The sequence below is a fragment of the Paraburkholderia unamae genome (genome assembly GCF_003268775.1).
Classification (GTDB): domain Bacteria; phylum Pseudomonadota; class Gammaproteobacteria; order Burkholderiales; family Burkholderiaceae; genus Paraburkholderia; species Paraburkholderia unamae.
In genome coordinates this window covers 80,384-94,137 of record NZ_QLSU01000011.1, presented here as the reverse complement: position 1 = coordinate 94,137, position 13,754 = coordinate 80,384, and the positions used below count along the sequence as shown (strand labels likewise).

General features: G+C 66.9%; 11 protein-coding genes. 6 read left to right on the top strand and 5 right to left on the bottom strand.

The features are described 5' to 3' along the window. Positions 1–137: 137 nt before the first annotated feature. From C7401_RS19385 to pdxR, 3 genes are all read right to left on the bottom strand, one after another. Positions 138–1,037, bottom strand: a complete 900-nt coding sequence (locus C7401_RS19385; protein ID WP_112173012.1) for a LysR substrate-binding domain-containing protein — start codon at positions 1,035–1,037, stop codon at positions 138–140. A gap of 252 nt (positions 1,038–1,289) precedes the next feature. Further along, complete coding sequence (locus C7401_RS19380; protein WP_112173011.1) at positions 1,290–1,739, bottom strand: HU family DNA-binding protein; 450 nt, start codon at positions 1,737–1,739, stop codon at positions 1,290–1,292. A 301-nt stretch (positions 1,740–2,040) separates the two neighbouring features. After that, positions 2,041–3,561, bottom strand: a complete 1,521-nt coding sequence (gene pdxR / locus C7401_RS19375; RefSeq protein WP_112173010.1) for a MocR-like pyridoxine biosynthesis transcription factor PdxR — start codon at positions 3,559–3,561, stop codon at positions 2,041–2,043. Positions 3,562–3,765: 204 nt separating this feature from the next. On the opposite strand from pdxR, the gene C7401_RS19370 reads away from it, so the two are divergent. Then, positions 3,766–4,203, top strand: a complete 438-nt coding sequence (locus C7401_RS19370) for a carboxymuconolactone decarboxylase family protein (protein WP_112173009.1) — start codon at positions 3,766–3,768, stop codon at positions 4,201–4,203. A 110-nt stretch (positions 4,204–4,313) separates the two neighbouring features. On the opposite strand, the gene C7401_RS19365 is transcribed toward C7401_RS19370, so the two are convergent. Continuing rightward, a complete protein-coding gene (locus C7401_RS19365) occupies positions 4,314–5,825 on the bottom strand; it encodes a peptide MFS transporter (RefSeq protein WP_112173008.1) in 1,512 nt (503 codons plus the stop codon). A gap of 199 nt (positions 5,826–6,024) precedes the next feature. Between C7401_RS19365 and C7401_RS19360 the strand changes: the two genes are divergently transcribed. The 4 genes from C7401_RS19360 (at position 6,025) to C7401_RS19345 (ending at position 10,227) form a co-directional block, all read left to right on the top strand. Then, the gene (locus C7401_RS19360) at positions 6,025–6,702 is read left to right on the top strand and encodes a DJ-1/PfpI family protein (protein WP_112173007.1); all 678 of its coding nucleotides are present in this window, start codon (positions 6,025–6,027) and stop codon (positions 6,700–6,702) included. Positions 6,703–6,877: 175 nt separating this feature from the next. Next, a complete protein-coding gene (locus C7401_RS19355) occupies positions 6,878–7,219 on the top strand; it encodes a DUF4148 domain-containing protein (RefSeq protein ID WP_112173006.1) in 342 nt (113 codons plus the stop codon). 419 nt (positions 7,220–7,638) lie between these two features. Next, positions 7,639–9,135 carry a DASS family sodium-coupled anion symporter gene (locus tag C7401_RS19350; protein ID WP_112173005.1) on the top strand — a complete coding sequence of 499 codons (1,497 nt, stop codon included), beginning with the start codon at positions 7,639–7,641 and terminating at the stop codon, positions 9,133–9,135. 39 nt (positions 9,136–9,174) lie between these two features. Further along, the gene (locus tag C7401_RS19345) at positions 9,175–10,227 is read left to right on the top strand and encodes an Ldh family oxidoreductase (RefSeq protein ID WP_112173004.1); all 1,053 of its coding nucleotides are present in this window, start codon (positions 9,175–9,177) and stop codon (positions 10,225–10,227) included. A gap of 76 nt (positions 10,228–10,303) precedes the next feature. Here the strand turns inward: C7401_RS19345 and pobA are convergent, their stop codons facing one another. Further along, entirely contained in the window at positions 10,304–11,476 is a 1,173-nt protein-coding gene (pobA, locus tag C7401_RS19340; protein WP_112173003.1) for a 4-hydroxybenzoate 3-monooxygenase, read from the bottom strand. A gap of 223 nt (positions 11,477–11,699) precedes the next feature. On the opposite strand from pobA, the gene treF reads away from it, so the two are divergent. After that, the gene (gene treF / locus C7401_RS19335; RefSeq protein WP_112173184.1) at positions 11,700–13,643 is read left to right on the top strand and encodes an alpha,alpha-trehalase TreF; all 1,944 of its coding nucleotides are present in this window, start codon (positions 11,700–11,702) and stop codon (positions 13,641–13,643) included. The last annotated feature ends 111 nt before the right edge of the window (positions 13,644–13,754 follow it).

Sequence of the window (13,754 nt, the reverse complement as noted above, 5' to 3'; positions counted from 1 at the left end):
AAACCACACGCTGCACAAACCAGCCTCGGGCGCAAGCCCCGGCTGGTTTTTTTATGCCCGCCGCATTTTAGAATCCGCCCTCCAACCTTCCTTCCCGCACCGCCACCCGCCGCCCGCCGCATGCGCGAGCGGACGTTTCAGCGCAATCGCACCAGTGCTTCGGCCGCGTGCTGCACGAATGCAGCGCCCAACGTCGTAGCCGTACGCTGCGCGCCGCGCACGACATGGAGTGCGAACGGTAACGCCGGCGCAAAACGCTTCACGCCGACGCGTGCGCTCGCATGCTGGGCCGTGAGCGCGTCGACGAGCGCGATGCCCATGCCCGCCTCCACCATCGCCACCACGGACTGCGCCAGCGTCACCTCGACGCCAAGCTCGCGCGCCACCCCGCACCCGGCGAACATCCCGTCGATACGCATGCGCGCTTCGCTCCCCGCGGCCCAGGAAATGAAACGCTCGCCTGCGCAGTCTTGCGCCTGCACCACGCGCTTGCGTGCGAGGCGGTGTCCGCGCGGCACGATGCAGCGCAGCGGCCATTCGCCGAGCGTCTCGAGCCGCGCGCCAGGATGCGCGACGGCCTGCGTGACGAAGCCGACGTCGCAGCGTTGCCCGGCGACCCGTTCGGCGATTTCCGCCGCTTCGCCGGTCAGCAGTTCGAGATCAACGCCCTCGTGCTCGCCCGCGAAAGCGGCGGCCACGCGCGGCATGAAGTCCGCACAAAGATCGGGCGACGCCGCGACGCGCACCACGCCGCGCCGTTGTGCGCGAATCAGCGCGGCGGCCTGAGTCACTCGCTCGAAGCCAGTGAACGCGCGTTCGACTTCGTCGTGCAGCGCGTGCGCTTCGACGGTCGGCAGGAGACGTCCCTGGCGTCGCTCGAAAAGCGCGAGCTCCATCTTCGTTTCGAAGTCGGCGAGCAAGCGGCTCACCGCCGGCTGGGAAATACCGAGCGCCGCCGCCGCGCGCGTCACGGTGCGCCACTGCATCAGCGCACGAAAGGCTTCAACCTGGCGCAAACTGAGGTCGGCGGTAGGCATAAGATAATGTTATGGAAATTTCAAAATTACGAACGGTGTCGGTGTTCTCAATCTGTTTCATCAACGAACGACCCGCTGCTGACGAACATAATACCGAATAGCCATCCATAACATCAGCACATACTTTCGGCAGCCCATGTTGCGTGGCGTGCACCAATGAAAAATCCCCGCGGGCTCGTCGCCGACGGGGATTTCTGGGTACTGACACGTAGCCGCCGCCCGAAGGGCGCGGCTGCGGCGCATTCAGCGCGATCAGGCTGCTGCTGCGTCCTTCAGCTTCTTCAGGGCGCGCGCCTTGATGCGAACCGATGCGGGCTTGGCCGGGAACCAGCGCTCTTCGCCCGTGAACGGATCCTTGCCGAAGCGCTTCTTCTTCGCCGGCACTGCCTGCACGACGATCTTCAGAAGACCCGACAGCGTGAATTCGCCGGCGCCCTTCTTGTGGACCGAACCGAGGATCGTGTCTTCCAGCGCGGCGAGCACGGCCTTGGCAGCCTTCGGCTCGACGCCTGCACGCTCAGCGACGTGGGTAGCCAGCGAGGCCTTCGTGAAGGTGTCCTTGATCGGCGACGGTGCGCCGGACGCCTTCACGGCGACCTTCTTAGCTGCGGCCGTCTTGGTGGCGGGCGCTTTCTTTGCAACAACCTTCTTGGCCGGGGCAGCTGCCTTTTTTGCGGCCACTTTCTTTGCGGAAGTCGGCATGTTTCTCCTACCAGTGTTGGTCAGTGAATCGAAGAAGCACAGCGGAATGCACATGCTTCAACGGCGGATTCTACATATGCGCAAGCGTTTTGCGTGAAGCTTTTGCATTGTCGTTACGATTTTGTTGCGCAACGCAGACTCTCGCGCGCATTTCGACGCCTGTTTACAGGGGTAAACGTGCACCGGCGACGCTTGCACGGCTGCCCGCGCGCGGCGCCTGGACCTGCTCGACGCGCATGCCTGTCGTCAGGAATACGCCATACGTATGGCGTTTTTGCGTGTTTTTGCTCGCGGCGATCCGTCAAAGCGTGTGCAGCAGCGTGGCGAGCGACGTCAACGCGGCGTCGATTTGCCCGGCGTCGACTGCACCGTAACCGAACAGAAAACCGCTTTGCACAGGCGCTTCGAGGTGAAACGGCGCGAGCGGATGCAGGCCGATCGACGCACCGCGCGCGGCCGCGGCGACCTTCGCCGCGTCGAGTGGCGCCACGAGCCGCGCCGCCAGGTGCAGCCCCGCCGTGTTCGGCGTGACCGCTTCGAGCCAGGGCGAAAGCGGCCCGCGCAGATGCGCGAGCAGCACGTCGCGGCGCTCCGAATAGCTTTGATGCATGCGCCGCAAGTGGCGCGCGAAGTGCCCGTTGAGCATGAAATTGGCGAGCGCCGTCTGCGTGAGCACACAGCCGTGGCCGTCGCCGATCTGCCGCGCGCGGGCGAGCGGCGCCGCGAGCGCGGCGGGCGGCACCATGTAGCCCACGCGCAGCTCCGGGAAAATCGTCTTCGAAAACGTGCCGACGTAGGCCACGAGACCGGCATTGTCGAGACTCTTGAGCGGCTCCATCGAGCGCCCCTCGAAGCGGTATTCGCAGTCGTAGTCGTCTTCGATCACGAGCGCGCCGTGCGTCTGCGCCCATTCGAGCAGCGCCACGCGCCGCCCGAGACTCATCGGCATGCCGAGCGGAAACTGGTGCGAAGGCGTGACGTAGACGACCCGCGCCGCCTTGGGCAAACGCTCGATCACGAGGCCCTCGCCGTCCACGGGCACCGGCACGACCTTCGCGCCGAGCGCGGCGAAAATGTCGCGCGCGGGCGGATAGCCGGGGTCCTCCACCGCCACCACGTCGCCGCGTTCGAGCGTCACCCGCGCGAGCAGATCGAGCGCCTGCTGCGCGCCTTGCGTGACGATCACGTCTTCCCAGTTGGCCTGCACCGCGCGGTTGAAGGCGAGATAGCGCGAGACCGCGAGCCGCAGCTTCTCCTCGCCGGCCGGCTCGCGATACATGCCGTAGCCGCGCGCCTGCACGCGCAGCGCATCGTTGATGCAGCGCCGCCAGATGTCGAACGGAAAGCGCGCTTTGTCCGTCACGCCGCCCGCGAAGTCGCACGCGAGCCGCGCGTCGAGGCGCGGCAGCGTGTCGCCCGCCGCGTGCGCTTGCGCCCGAGCCTGCCACCACGGCGTGGCCCGCGCGCCGTGCGCCGCGCCGCTGGAAGCGCCGCCAACAGCGTCCGTGGTTTCGGCGGCGGCAGCGGTGGCCGCGCGAATCTGCGGATTCTCATGACCGCGTTCGCGCGCAGGCAGCCGTTCGAGCGTGTCGGCGACGAAGGTGCCCGAGCCGCGCCGCGAAATCAGATAGCCCTCCGCCAGCAGCCGCTCGAAAACGTCGAGCGTGGTCTTGCGCGACACGCCGAGCTGTCGCGCAAGATCGCGCGTGGAAGGCAGGCGCGTGCCGCCCGCGAGCCTGCCGTCGACGATGCTGTCGCGCAGTTGCCGGTAGATCTGGCCCGCGAGATCGCGACGGCCCGACACGGTGACGTGAAGTTCCATGGTGGCGCTGCCGGTATCGTTCGAGGGCGATCGGTTGGGGTTGAGGAGGCTCTCGCGGGCGCGAAAGTGGTCACCCGAGATATTGCCAGAATGGCTATATAAAGGCGCCAGCGCGACGCATAAAGTGGCTTCCGTGGTCTACGCAGTCGAGCCCATTTCAGCCCATCCGCAGTGGACGCAATTCAACTTGAGAGGTGAACGGTCATGCAAGCACGTCTGGATTTCTACAAGGCCAGCCCGGAAGGCACGAAGGCCATGGTTGCGCTCGAAGAGCGCGTGAGCAAGAGCTCGATCGAAAAGCCGCTCGCGGAACTGGTGCGCCTGCGCGCCTCGCAGATCAACGGCTGTGCGTACTGCGTGGACATGCACACCACGGACGCGCGCAAGGGCGGCGAAACCGACCGCAGGCTCGCCACGGTCTCGGTATGGCGGGAAACGCCGTTCTTCACGGAGCGCGAGCGCGCCGCGCTCGAATGGACCGAATCGGTCACGCTGCTCGCGCAAACCCATGTGCCCGACGAGGTTTGGGAACGCGTGAAGCCGCATTTCACCGAGCAGGAGATCGCCGACCTGACCTTGCTGATCATTGCGATCAACGGCTGGAACCGCATTGCGGTGACGTTCCGCAAGATGCCGGCCTGAGCATGAAGCGCGCCGCGTTCAGTCGCCGCTTAATACAAGGCGGCTGAACGCGGCGCGTGCGTGTTACGGCGGTAATCGAAACAAGAGACGCGACCGAGGCAACCCTGCGCCTACGATTGCGCCTCGCGCGCCGCGGCTTGCGCGAGGCTCTTTTCGTGGTGTTCGCGCGAGAGGCGGTTCATGAGCGGCAGCAGCAGCACGGCCACCACCACGCCGATCGACGCGAGCCAGCCAAGACCCGTGAAGAGCCGCGTATAGAGCGGCAGCGAGGCGAGCGGATCGAGCTCGCCCGAGGGCATCTGCGCGAAATTGGCCACCACACTGCCCAGATACTGCGAGACGCCGGTTGCGACGAAGTACGCGCCCATCATGAAGCCGCTCATGCGCGCGGGCACGTAACGCGCGATCATCGCGAGGCCCAGGCCGCTCACGAGCAGTTCTCCGAGCGAATAGAGCCCGTAGCCGCCCACCATGAACCACGACGACACGCGCCCTTCCACCGCGTAGCGCCCGCTCATCGCGAACACGAAAAAGCCCGCCGCGACCACGGCGAAGCCGAGCGCATATTTCCCGGCCACAGGCACGTCGCGCCCGCGCCGGGCAAGCACGGTATACAGCGCGGCGAGCACCGGCGAAAGCACCATGATCCACAGCGGGTTGAGCGCCTGGAACTGCGCGGGGCTCCAGCGGAACAGGTCGATGCCGAACAGCGTGAACTGCGGATCGACGTTGCGCAGCGCGAAGAGCGTGAGCGACGTCGACATCTGCTGATAGAACACGAAGAACAGGATCACCTGGAGCGTGAGGATCAGCGCGGCGATCAGACCGGCCCGCTCGGCGTGCTGGCAGCGCACGAGCATCCAGCCGAAGATCGCCAGAATCGCGATGGCCGCGACATACACGCAGCCGCGCGCGATCGCCTCGTGCTGGAGCACGAACAGCGTGCCCGCGCCGAGCGCCACGGCGCCCACCGCCACGAGCGCGACCCGGCCCAGGTTCAGCGGTTGTTCGTCGGGGGCCGAGCCGATATGCGCGAGCGAGCGGCGCATCAGGAAGAAGTTGACGAGGCCGAGCACCATGCCCGCGCAGCACACGCCGAACGCGGCGTGCCAGCCCCAATGCTCCTTGATCCACGGCGTGGCGAGCATCGAGATGGTCGAGCCGATATTCACCGCCATGTAATAGATGGTGAACGCGCTGTCGAGCTGGGCGTCGTCGCCCTCGTAGATACGGCGCACGAGGTTTGCGGCGTTGGACTTGAAGAGACCGTTGCCGACCACGATCACCCCCAGCGACGCATACATGTGCTGAAGGCTGTCGTTGGGCAGGGCGAGCATCAGATACCCCGCCGCGAGAATCGCCGCGCCCGCCAGCATCGAGCGCCGCGCGCCGAGCACCTGGTCGCCGATCCACCCGCCGATGGCGGGCGCCGCGAAAACGAGCGCCACGAAGGCGCCCCAGGTGAGGTTGGCGTGGCGGTCGGTGAAGCCGACCTTTTCGACCATGAACAGCACCAGCAGCGCCGCCATGCCGTAGTAGCCGAAGCGCTCCCACATCTCGATCAAGAACACCGTCGTAAACGAGCGGGTGCGGCTGGGCGGAGTCGTGGCTGGCGTGTTCATGGCGCTTGTTTCCTGTCGCGGTCCTGCATTGCGCGCGATTGTACGCACGCGCACCGGGCGTTGCGCGCAGCGTGCGCCGCTGGCAGTTTTTGCAGCGTTTTTGGCACGGTAGCGCGCCCGCGCAAGGCTACAGTGATTCCCGTCCGCCCGGCACGCCGCCGGCTTTTTACGATACCCAAACCTTGATCGGGGACACTCCATGGCGCTGCAAATCGGCTTTCTCGTCTTTCCCAACGTCCAGCAACTCGACCTCACCGGCCCCTATGACGTGCTCGCCTCGATGCCCGACACGCAGGCGCGGCTCATCTGGAAAACGCTCGAACCCGTACGCTCCAGCACCGGCCTCACGCTCACGCCGGACACGACCTTCGACGACTGCCCGCCCCTCGACGTGATCTGCGTGCCGGGCGGCAGCGGCGTCGGGCAACTGATTCCCGATGACGAGACGCTCGCCTTCCTGCGCCGCCAGGCGAGCGAGGCGCGCTATGTCACCTCGGTTTGCACGGGCGCGCTCGTGCTCGGCGCAGCCGGGCTGCTGCGCGGGCGGCGCGCGACCACGCACTGGGCCTTTCACGAACTGCTGGAGCCGCTGGGCGCGCTGCCCGTGAAGGCGCGCGTGGTGCGCGACGGCAACGTGCTGACCGGCGGCGGCATCACCGCGGGCATCGATTTCGCATTGACGCTGGCCGCGGAGCTGATCGGCGTAGAGGCCGCCCAGGCGCTCCAGCTGGAACTCGAATATGCGCCGGCGCCGCCCTTCGACGCGGGCGACCCCGCCACCGCCCCGCGCGCGATCGTGGAAAGGTTGCGCGCGCAATCAGCTGCCTCGCTCGCCGAGCGCGCGCGCATCGTCGCGGCCGCCGCCGCGAAGCTCTAGACTCCGGGCTCCAGGCGCCGGGCCGCCCTCGCCGCGTGCCAGGGTCTGCGCTTGCTACCGTCTTTAACGTGGATCGTATACATTGTTTGCCGGGCGAGCCGGGTATGCAGCACATACGGCCCGCCCGGCCGCCCAGCCCTGGGCAAGCCGTACAAACCAATCATTAGGGGATTTGATGCGCTCCACCACCAGCAAGCTCGCTCTCGCCGCGGCGACCGCCGCATTCCTGATCGGCGCCGCCGCGCCGGCATTCGCACAAACCGAAGCCAGCGCACCGGCAGCCGCCGAGGCCGCCGCCTCGCAACCGCTCACCGCCAAGGAGCAGAAGAAGCAGGCCAAGGCGCAAGCCAAAGCGCAGCACAAGGCCGAACGCAAGGCCGCCCGCGCGAAGAACACCGCCGAGCTGAAGAAGCTGGAAGACGCGGGCTACAAGCCGGCTCTGAACGACCCGAACTATCCGCAGAACCTCCAGGACGCACAGAAGAAAGCCAACGCAGCCGCCGGCGCGAGCCAGTAAGGCGCATCGCCGCCGCGCGCGATCATCGCGCGCAGCACCTGGTCGTTCACGCGCTCTTTCTCGCGTAGTCAAAGCATTCTGCATGCGTTCGAAGCGGCCCTCGCGCCGCCTCGAACGCCTCTGGCTCCAGCCACCCCTCTGCGCCACGACACGTAAATCGCGCTGATTGCGCCATTCGTGCGCCATTCTTGCGCCACTCTTGCGCTGTTCGCATGCCTCTCCCGCCGGCTCCCGCACGCCCGCGCCGGACACCCCAAACGCTTCATCAGTCGAATGGCAGTACCATCCGCGAAGCGATCGCGCCGCTTCATCCGGCAACCGCACGTCAAACAGCATCGCAACCAGCAAGACCGCCCCATCGACGCTGCACGCGCTTCACATCGGCGCGCCACATGCATGCCCAACATGGAGTCATCGTCATGAACGCACCCCAGCCGGCCGCCAACGCAAGCGCCGGGCCGCAGAAAAAAGGCATACCTGTGGGCCTGATCGCGGGCGTGATCGCCCTCGTCGTCGTACTTGTGCTGCCCCTGCCCGCGAGCCTGCCACCCGCCGGACAGCGCATGCTCGCCATCCTCGCCTTCGCCGTGGTCGTGTGGCTCACCGAGGCCGTGTCGTACGAGGCGAGCGCCATCATCATCACCTCGCTCATGGCGTTTCTCGTGGGCACCGCGCCCACCATCGAGAACCCAGCCGTCATGTATGGCACCAACAAGGCCATCACCATGGCGCTCGCGGGCTTCTCCAACTCCGCGCTCGCGCTCGTGGCGGGCGCCCTGTTCATCTCGGCGGCGATGACCGTCACGGGCCTCGACCGGCGCATCGCGCTCGTCACGCTCTCGCTCATCGGCACCACCACGCGGCGCATCCTGATCGGCGCCATCGCCGTGACCATCGTGCTCTCGCTCGTCGTGCCGAGCGCCACCGCGCGCAGCGCCTGCGTCGTGCCGATCATGGTGGGCGTGATTTCCGCGTTCGGCGTGGACAAGCGCTCGAATATCGCGGCGGGCATCATGATCGTGGTGGCCGAGGCCACCAGCATCTGGAACGTCGGCATCCAGACCGCCGCCGCGCAGAACCTGCTCACCGTGGGCTTCATGGACAAGATGCTCGGCGCGCGCGTCACCTGGCTCGACTGGCTCATCGCGGGTGCGCCGTGGGCGATCGTGATGTCGGTGGCGCTGCTTGTCATCGTGCTCAAGATGATGCCGCCGGAAGCCGACGCGATCGCGGGCGGCAAGGAAGCCGTCGAAGCGTCGCTGCGCGAACTCGGCCCCATGACGGGCCCGCAAAAGCGCCTGCTGGGCGTCGCCATCGGCTTGCTGTGTTTCTGGGCGACCGAAGGCAAGCTGCACCCCTTCGACACCACTTCCGTCACTTACGTGGGCCTCGTGCTGCTGCTGTTGCCGCGCTTTGGCGTGATGGACTGGAAGACCGTGCAGAACCGCATTCCCTGGGGCACGGTGATCGTGTTCGGCGTGGGCATCAGCCTCGGCACGGCGCTGCTCACGACGAAGGCGGGCCAGTGGCTCGGCGACCTCGTCGCGCACCACACGGGGCTCGACACCGCCAGCCCGTTCATGGCCTTCGCGATTCTCTCGGCCTTCCTCATCCTCATTCACCTCGGTTTTGCGAGCGCCACGGCGCTCACCTCCGCCATGTTGCCGATTCTGGTGTCGGTGCTCCAGTCCATGCAGGGCGACTTCAACCGGCTCGGGCTCACGATGCTGCTCGGCTTCGTCGTGAGCTTCGGCTTCATCCTGCCGATCAACGCGCCGCAAAACATGGTGTGCCTCGCCACGGAAACCTTCACGGCGAAGCAGTTCGCGCGCGTAGGCATCGTGCTCACGATAGTCGGCTACCTGCTCCTGCTGCTGTTCGCCGCGACGTGGTGGCGCTGGCTGGGCTGGATCTGAACGCCGCACTCCAACCTGTTACCGCCAGGGAGGCCGCTCATGGAAGTCAATATCGATGACGCACGCCGCTACGCCACGGCCGTGCTCACGCAAGTCTCGGTGCCCGCGGACATCGCCGCCGACGTCGCCGATCACCTGATCGAATCCGACCGCGTGGGCTACGCGAGCCACGGTCTCTCGATCCTGCCGAACTACCGGCGCGTGCTGGCCGCGGGCTTCGTCACGCCCGACGGCCGCGCCGAACGCGTGGTGGACCGCGGCAGCCTGATCGCCTACGACGGCCACAGCGGCTTCGGCCAGCACGTGGGCAAGGTCGTGATCGACGACGCCATCGCGCGCGTGCGCGAGCACGGCCAGTGCATCGTGACGCTGCGCCACAGCCACCATCTCGGGCGCATGGGCCACTACGGCGAAATGGTCGCGGCGCAAGGTTATGTGCTGCTGGCCTTCACCAACGTGGTCAACCGGCCGCCGATCGTCGCGCCGTTCGGCGGACGCGAGGCGCGCCTCACGACCAATCCGCTGTGCTTCGCGGGGCCGCTGCCGGGCGGGCGGCCGCCTTTCGTGGTGGATATCGCCACCAGCGCGATCGCCGTCAACAAGGCGCGCGTGCTCGCCGAAAACGGCCTCGAAGCGCCGGAAAACTCACTGATCGACGCCAACGGCCAGCCGACCACCGACCCGAACGTGGTGTTCGCCAACCCGCCCGGCGCGCTGCTGCCGTTCGGTCTGCACAAGGGCTACGCGCTCGGGCTCGTGGCGGAGCTGCTCGCGGGCGTGCTCTCGGGCGGCGGCACGATCCACCCCGACAATCCGCGCAATGGCGTCGCTACCAACAATATGTTCGCGCTGGTGCTCGACCCGCAGGTGGACTTCAACACGACCTGGCGCTCGCAGCAGGTCGAAGCGTTCCTCGACTATCTGCTCAGTTGCCCGCCCCAGGACCCCGCACAACCGGTGCAGTATCCGGGGCAGTACGAAGCGGAAAATCGCGCGCGGCACATGCAGACCATCGTGCTGCCCGATTCCGTGCGCAAGCCCTTCGCCGATCTGGCGAGCGAACTGGGCGTCGCGCCGCTCGCGCCGCTTTGAGCGGACCTGCGTTGCCCAAAACAAAAGGCCGTGCGGGTCGCAAACCCGCACGGCCTTTTCATTCGCAGCGCTTACCTTACACCGCGACCGCGCCCACATAGTTCTCGGCCATCGCCGTGGCGGCGGCGCGCGACGTGGTGACATGCTCCAGTTCCGCGACCTGCAAGCGCTGCTCGAACGGCGAGGCGTCGTCGAGGCGGTGCATCATGCGCGTCATCCAGTACGAGAAATGCTCCGCGCGCCAGATGCGGCGCAGCGCCGTTTCGCTATAGGCGTCGAGCAGATCGGTGCGGCTCTCCTTGTAGAAGGCCACGAGCGCGGCGGTCAGCACGCGCACGTCCGACACCGCGAGATTCAGGCCCTTCGCGCCCGTGGGCGGCACGATATGCGCCGCGTCGCCCGCGAGAAAGAGGCGGCCGTGCTGCATCGTCGTGGAAACGAAGCTGCGCATGCCCACGATGTTCTTCTGGAAGATCTTGCCCTCCACGACCCGATGGCCTTCGAGCGAATCGACGCGCGCGTGCAGCTCGGCCCAGATGCGGTCGTCGGACCAGTTGTCGACGTTGTCCTTCGGATCGCACTGGAAATACATGCGCTGCACGTTCGGCGAGCGCGTGCTGATGAGCGCGAAGCCGCGCTCGTGGCGCGCGTAGATCAGCTCGTCGGAGGTGGGCGGCGCCTCGGCGAGAATGCCGAACCAGCCGAACGGGAACACGCGCTCGTAATCCTGGCGCAGCGACGCCGGAATCGCGGCGCGCGACACGCCGTGAAAACCGTCGCAACCGATCACGTAGTCGCAGTGCAGTTGGTGTGCTTCGCCTTCGTGCGTGAAGCGGATCGACGGCGAATTGCTTTCGATGTCGTGAATCGACGTGTTCGACACGTTGAAGAACAGCTTGCCGTCCGCGGCCACGCGCGCGGCCACGAGGTCCTTGAGCACTTCGTGCTGCGCATAGACGGTGATGGCCTTGCCGGTGAGGCCGGTGAGATCGATGCGGCGGCGCTTGCCTTCGAACGCCAGCTCGAAGCCGTGATGCACCGCGCCTTCGGCCTGCATGCGCGCGCCGACGCCGGCTTCGGTGAGCACGTCCATCGTGCCTTGCTCAAGCACGCCGGCACGAATGGTCGATTCGATCTGCTCGCGGCCGCGCAGCTCCAGCACGACCGAGTCGATGCCGCGAAGGTGCAGAAGATGGGAAAGAAGCAGGCCCGCGGGCCCTGCGCCGATGATGCCAACCTGGGTGCGCATGGATGTCTCCTGAATGCGGCGTTGCTTGAATTGATTTTTGGCAAGTTTCGCCGCAGGGTCCGTTATCGCGCAACGCGATATGGCGAATATGGACTATCCCGATTTCGAATAACGTGACAAAGCTGTGGCGCTCGCGCGGAACGGAAATTGCTCATCGGCACGCTTCGCCTGCGCCCGCCACCTGGGCGTTCGCGCGCTCCCCGTCACCAAGAACACCGCGCCCATGCCTTTTCCGCTCCGCTCCCAGTCCGCCAATCCCAGAACGAAACACCGTTTCGCACCGCTTACAGCTTCGCTTGCCGCTTCATTCGCAGCCTCATTCGCAGCCGCGCTGAGTCTCACGCTTGCGCTCGCCAACGACGCCGGCGCGGCCGAAGTCCAGGCCGCAGCCGCCTCCACCGTCGCTTCCGCGCCCGTGCAAGCCAGTGGGCAGGAATTACAACCGTCCGCGCAATCGGCAAAATCGGCAAAATCCGCAGAATCGGCAAAGCCGGTTCACACGCCCGAGCAGCACGCCGCCGCCAAGGAAAACCAGCCCGCCACGCCCGCGGACCTGTACGGCCGCCTCTACCACGACGTCCAGCTCGCGCAAATCTTCCCCGACAGCAAAACGTTCGCCGACATGCTGCCGAACGAGCGTCCCGGCCAGATCACGGCGGCCTACGAACGCTGGCGCGCACAGCACGCCGCCGACCGCGACGCCGCCGCGCACAAGGCCGCGCTCACGCAGTTCGTGAACCAGAACTTCACCGCCCCGGCGCAAACCGGGGACCACTATGTTTCCGATCCGAACCAGGACGTGGTCGGCCATATCGACACGCTCTGGAACGTGCTGAGCCGCCGCCCCGACGCGAAGCCGAACCCGTATTCGTCGCTGCTGCCGCTGCCCTATGCGTATGTCGTGCCGGGCGGGCGCTTCAACGAGATCTACTACTGGGACTCGTACTTCATCATGCTCGGGCTGGAGGCGAGCGGCCGCCACGAACTCGCGCTCGACGAGCTGAACAACTTCGCCGCGCTGATCGACCGCTACGGGCACATCGCGAACGGCAATCGCACGTATTACCTGAGCCGCTCGCAGCCGCCGTTTTTCGCGCAGATGGTGAGCCTCGTCGCGGAAAAGGACGGCGACGCCGTCTACCTGCGCTACCTGCCGCAATTGCGCAAGGAATACGACTACTGGATGGCGGGCGCGCAAACGCTCAAGCCCGGCCATGCCGCGCGCCATGTGGTGCGCCTGCCCGACGGCACGCTGCTCAACCGCTACTGGGACGCGCGCAACCGCCCGCGCGACGAGTCGTATCGCGAGGACATCCTCACGGCGCGCGCGACGCCGCAGCGCGACGCCTCGGACCTCTGGCGCAACCTGCGCGCGGGCGCGGAAACGGGTTGGGATTACAGCTCGCGCTGGCTCGCCGACGGCCGCACGCTCGCGACCATCGACGTGACCTCGCTCGCGCCCGTGGACCTCAATTCGCTGATGGTGATCCTCGAGCGTACGCTCGCGAAAGCCTACGGCCTCAAGGGCGACGCGCGCGAAGCCCAATTGATGACGAAGCGCGCCCAGCAACGCGCCGACGCCATCGACCGCGTGCTCTGGGATCCGCAACTGCACGCGTTCAGCGACTACGACTTCGCGCACCGCACGCTCACGCACCGGCTCACGGCGGCAACGCTGTACCCGCTTTATGCGGGCGTCGCGACCCGATCCCAGGCGCAGGACGTGGCCGCCGCCGTGCGCGCCGGCCTGCTGCGCCCGGGCGGCCTCGCCACCACCCAGGTCGCCACGGGCCAGCAGTGGGACGAGCCCAACGGCTGGGCGCCGCTGCAATATCTCGCGGTGATGGGGCTGCGCCGCTACGGCGAGCAGGCCCTCGCGCAGGAAATCGCCACCCGCTGGATCGCGACGAATCTCGCCTACTACGAGCGCACGCACAAACTGGTCGAGAAATACGACGTGAGTGCTTCGGCCACGAAGGCGTCCTCGGCGGGCGGCGGCGAATATCCGTTGCAGGACGGCTTCGGCTGGACCAATGGCGTGCTGCGCGTGCTGCTTCAGATGTATCCGCCCGCCGCTGCCGCTTCTGCCCAAGGTCCTGCTTCCGCGCAGGGTGCGCGGGGCGGCTCCCCTGCGGCGAACGCGGCTGCGCCAGCCAGCGCTCCGTAAGCGAGCGCTGCGCGCGCCTTCACAGGGCGCGCGCAGCGTGTCGGGCGTACACTTTTTGCCGTACCGCAGCGTATTGCCCGCATTTGCACTCCCCGCCGCCAACCGTCCGGA

Bases quoted from the DNA above. Each gene is read 5' to 3' on its own strand.
- C7401_RS19385 (WP_112173012.1), bottom strand. From the start codon at position 1,037: ATGCCTACCGCCGACCTCAGTTTGCGCCAGGTTGAAGCCTTTCGTGCG.
- C7401_RS19380 (WP_112173011.1), bottom strand. From the start codon at position 1,739: ATGCCGACTTCCGCAAAGAAAGTGGCCGCAAAAAAGGCAGCTGCCCCG.
- pdxR (WP_112173010.1), bottom strand. From the start codon at position 3,561: ATGGAACTTCACGTCACCGTGTCGGGCCGTCGCGATCTCGCGGGCCAG.
- C7401_RS19370 (WP_112173009.1), top strand. From the start codon at position 3,766: ATGCAAGCACGTCTGGATTTCTACAAGGCCAGCCCGGAAGGCACGAAG.
- C7401_RS19365 (WP_112173008.1), bottom strand. From the start codon at position 5,825: ATGAACACGCCAGCCACGACTCCGCCCAGCCGCACCCGCTCGTTTACG.
- C7401_RS19360 (WP_112173007.1), top strand. From the start codon at position 6,025: ATGGCGCTGCAAATCGGCTTTCTCGTCTTTCCCAACGTCCAGCAACTC.
- C7401_RS19355 (WP_112173006.1), top strand. From the start codon at position 6,878: ATGCGCTCCACCACCAGCAAGCTCGCTCTCGCCGCGGCGACCGCCGCA.
- C7401_RS19350 (WP_112173005.1), top strand. From the start codon at position 7,639: ATGAACGCACCCCAGCCGGCCGCCAACGCAAGCGCCGGGCCGCAGAAA.
- C7401_RS19345 (WP_112173004.1), top strand. From the start codon at position 9,175: ATGGAAGTCAATATCGATGACGCACGCCGCTACGCCACGGCCGTGCTC.
- pobA (WP_112173003.1), bottom strand. From the start codon at position 11,476: ATGCGCACCCAGGTTGGCATCATCGGCGCAGGGCCCGCGGGCCTGCTT.
- treF (WP_112173184.1), top strand. From the start codon at position 11,700: ATGCCTTTTCCGCTCCGCTCCCAGTCCGCCAATCCCAGAACGAAACAC.